Origin of the sequence: Corallococcus sp. AB049A, from assembly GCF_003668885.1 — a bacterium.
GTDB classification, from domain to species: Bacteria; Myxococcota; Myxococcia; order Myxococcales; family Myxococcaceae; genus Corallococcus; species Corallococcus interemptor.
Window position 1 is genome coordinate 1 of record NZ_RAWL01000626.1, and the last position, 3,636, is coordinate 3,636.

General features: G+C 68.9%; 3 protein-coding genes. 2 read left to right on the forward strand and 1 reads right to left on the reverse strand.

Annotated elements, in window-relative coordinates:
- Positions 1 to 1,059 (forward strand): sugar porter family MFS transporter (locus tag D7X55_RS37365; RefSeq protein WP_121725523.1); only part of this gene is annotated, 1,059 nt, incomplete at its 5' end.
- A gap of 130 nt (positions 1,060 to 1,189) precedes the next feature.
- Positions 1,190 to 2,986, forward strand: coding sequence for a DUF4215 domain-containing protein (locus D7X55_RS37370; protein WP_120552664.1), 1,797 nt, complete (start codon positions 1,190 to 1,192; stop codon positions 2,984 to 2,986).
- Positions 2,987 to 3,007: 21 nt separating this feature from the next.
- On the opposite strand, the gene D7X55_RS37375 is transcribed toward D7X55_RS37370, so the two are convergent.
- Positions 3,008 to 3,636, reverse strand: a 629-nt coding sequence (locus D7X55_RS37375; RefSeq protein WP_121725524.1) for a hypothetical protein, incomplete at its 5' end; no start/stop codon positions are given.

The window sequence follows — 3,636 nt, forward strand, 5'->3', positions numbered from 1 at the left end:
GTGGGCGGGCTGGGGGTGGGCTTCGCCAGCGTCGTGGCGCCCACGTACATCGCGGAGATCGCCCCGGCGTACCTGCGCGGCCGCCTGGCGTCCCTGCAACAGCTGGCCATCGTGTCCGGCATCTTCGTGGCCCTGCTGGGGGACTTCGCCATCGCGCTCTACGCGGGCTCCGCGTCCAACCCCACCTGGCTGGGCCTCACCGCGTGGCGGTGGATGTTCTTCAGCGGTCTGCCCCCCGCGCTCTTCTACGGCATCGGCGCCATCTTCATCTCGGAGTCCCCGCGCTTCCTCGTCGCGAAGGGCCGTGAGCAGGAGGCATTGGGCGTGCTGCGCGACATCGAGGGGGACGCCGCGCCGTCCAAGGTCGTGGAGATCCGCCGCTCGCTGCGGGCGAACTACACGCCGCACCTGGCGGACCTGAAGGGCGGCCGCTTCGGGTTCCTGCCCATCGTGTGGGTCGGCATCGTGCTCGCGATGCTCCAGCAGCTCGTGGGCATCAACGTCATCTTCTACTACTCCAGCGTGCTCTGGCAGGCGGTGGGCTTCACCGAGCACAACTCGCTGGCCATCACCGTCATCACCAGCGTCACCAACATCCTCACCACGCTCGTGGCCATCGGGTTCGTGGACAGGGTGGGCCGCAAGCCGCTGCTGCTCATCGGCTCCGTGGGCATGGCGCTCACGCTGGGGCTGATGGCGTACCTCTTCGGCACCGCGCCGCTGGACGCCGCGGGCAAGCCCGTGCTGCAGGGCGCGGCCGGCACCACGGCGCTCGTCGCCGCGAACCTCTACGTCGTCTTCTTCGGCTTCTCGTGGGGGCCCGTCGTCTGGGTGCTCCTGGGAGAGATGTTCCCCAACAGCATCCGCGCGCTCGCGCTGTCCATCGCGGCCATGGCGCAGTGGCTGGCCAACTTCCTGGTGTCCGCCACGTTCCCGTCACTGCAGGCCGCCGGGTTGGGCTGGGCGTACGGCCTGTACGCCACGGCCGCCGTCTTCTCCATCTTCTTCGCCGCCAGGTACATCCACGAGACGAAGGGTCGGGAGCTGGAACAGATGTAGCCCTGGGAGACGGGGCGACGCAGGAAGCCCGTACACCCATACGGGCTTTCTGCATTTTTACGCATTGGCTGGGTGGGAAATCACCTGATCCATTTGACACCTGGGGGTACGGGCTTTCAGCATCTGCGTCATGCTGAAACATTCTCCCCGCATCCCCCGACTCGCGAGCGTCGTGCTCGCTTCACTCCTCCTGACGCTGACAGCCTGTCCCGGCAACGAGGGCCCGGACGAAGACGGCGGCACGAATGTCACGGACGGTGGCACCGATGGTGGCTCCACCGACGGGGGCGACAAGCAGCCCGACGGCGGTTCGTATGATCCGGGTCCCAAGGTCTGTGGCGACGGCAAGGTCCAGAAGGGCGAGGCCTGTGACGACGCCAACACCGTGAGTGGCGACGGCTGCAAGAACGACTGCGCAGAGGTGGAGGTCGGCTTCGAGTGTCCCGTGTCGGGACGGCCCTGCGTCGTGGCGACGGCGTGCGGCAACGGCATCGTCGAGGAGGGCGAGGTTTGCGACGACCGCAATACAGCATCCGGCGACGGCTGCAACGCGGACTGCTCCGTCGTGGAGACCGGCTGGTCCTGCCCCTTCCAGGGTCAGCGCTGCCGCGCGGCCCAGTGCAATGACGGCATCCTCGCGGGCGAGGAGGAGTGCGAGGACGGCAACCTCACGAAGGGTGACGGCTGCAGCGACACCTGCCGTCTGGAGCCCGGCTACAAGTGCGAAAAAGTGGGCCAGCCGTGCACGACGACGAAGTGCGGCGACGGCATCCCGGAGGGCACCGAGCAGTGCGACGACGGCAACCACGACATGGGCGACGGCTGCTCGCCGCTGTGCGTGCTGGAGCCCAAGTGCGTGAACGGCACCTGCGAGGCCCGCTGCGGCGACGGCGTCATCCTCCCCGGTGACACCACCGAGGAGTGCGACGACGGCAACAAGCGCAACAACGACGGCTGCTCGTCCGAGTGCAAGCTGGAGGACGGCTTCGCCTGCTACAACGTCAAGGGCACCCTGCCGAACGAGGTGGAGATCCCGGTGGTCTACCGCGACTTCTGCGGAGCGAGTTCGGGCTGCAAGTCCCCCGCGATCCTGCACCCGGACTTCAACGATGCGAACGGCGCGGAGCAGGGCATCGTCGGGCCGAAGTTCGCCGCGCTCGGCGCCAACGGCAAGCCCGTCTACGCGAAGGGCGGCGTGGCCTCCGGCACCACCCACGGCAAGACGGCCTTCGACCAGTGGTACGTCGACACGCTCGACGTCAACGTCACCGAGGTCAGCACGCTGAAGCTCACCAAGCAGGCCAACGGCTCCTACCTGTTCGATGACCAGACCTTCTTCCCGCTCGACAACAGCGGCTGGGTGGGTCAGGGCAAGGAGAACCGCCTCAACGACAACACCGGCACCCCGCGCAACTTCAGCTTCACCAGCGAGACGCGCTACTGGTTCGAGTTCAAGGGCAACGAAGTCCTGACGTTCCTGGGCGACGACGACGTGTGGGTGTACATCAACCGCAAGCTCGCCCTGGACCTGGGCGGAGTGCACGGCGCCACGTCCGGCACGGTGTCCCTGTCGGACGCGGCCACCGTCTCCGGCCTGGGGCTGGTGAAGGGGAAGATCTACGAGGTCGTCGTGTTCCAGGCGGAGCGCCACACGTCCCAGTCCTCGTACAAGCTGACCCTGAACAACTTCGAGACCCAGCGCACCGTTTGCGAGTCCACCTGCGGCAACGGCAAGGTGGACCGGGGTGAGCAGTGCGACAACGGCAACAACAACGGCCCGGGCTACGGCAAGTGCAGCCTCAGCTGCATCTGGAACGCGCGCTGCGGTGACGGCATCCCGCAGTACGACTTCGGCGAGACGTGCGACGACGGCAACGACGTCAACACCGACGCCTGCCCGAACAACTGCCAGATCGATCCGGGGTAGCCGCTGAAACCCGCCCGGACCTCACAGGGTCCGGGCGAGCATGAACACGGCGGCCAGGGACAGCGCCCCGGCCGCCGCGAAGTGCCTCCAGGCCCGGCGGGACAACACCCCGCCGGTGCCGGTGGCTCCCTCCCCCAGCACCACCAGCGCCGGACGCCCGCCGCGACCGCGCAGTGCGTAGGTGCCGTCGCAGGGACCGCGCGAAAGCTCTCCCACCACCAGACACGCCTCGCCCGGGACGCCCACGCGCTCCCAGGACAGCGCTTGCGCGGGTTCACCCAACAGCTCCGCCTGGGTGAGCGCGGGCGGCGCCACGCACCGGCGCACCTCCACCGGCGCCAGCAGCGCGGACGGCGCGAAGCCCACCGCCGCGCTCGTGCGCTCGCCCTTCAAGAGCAGCACCGGCGAATACGCGCGCTCGCGCGACAGGAGCGGCCCCTTGTGGCCCCGCGCCCCCACCGCGTGCACCGCCGCGTCGTAGAAGGCGCACGGCACGCCCCCTGGCGACGTCAGCGTCTCCAGGCACTCCAGCCGGCCCCGGTACACGCCAAAGCCCGGAGGCCGCCCTTCACGGAAGGCCGCCACCGCCTCATCCAGGGGCATGGGCGCCGCGCCACGCAGCGCATCCGCCCGCAGGCGCACCCGGGCCC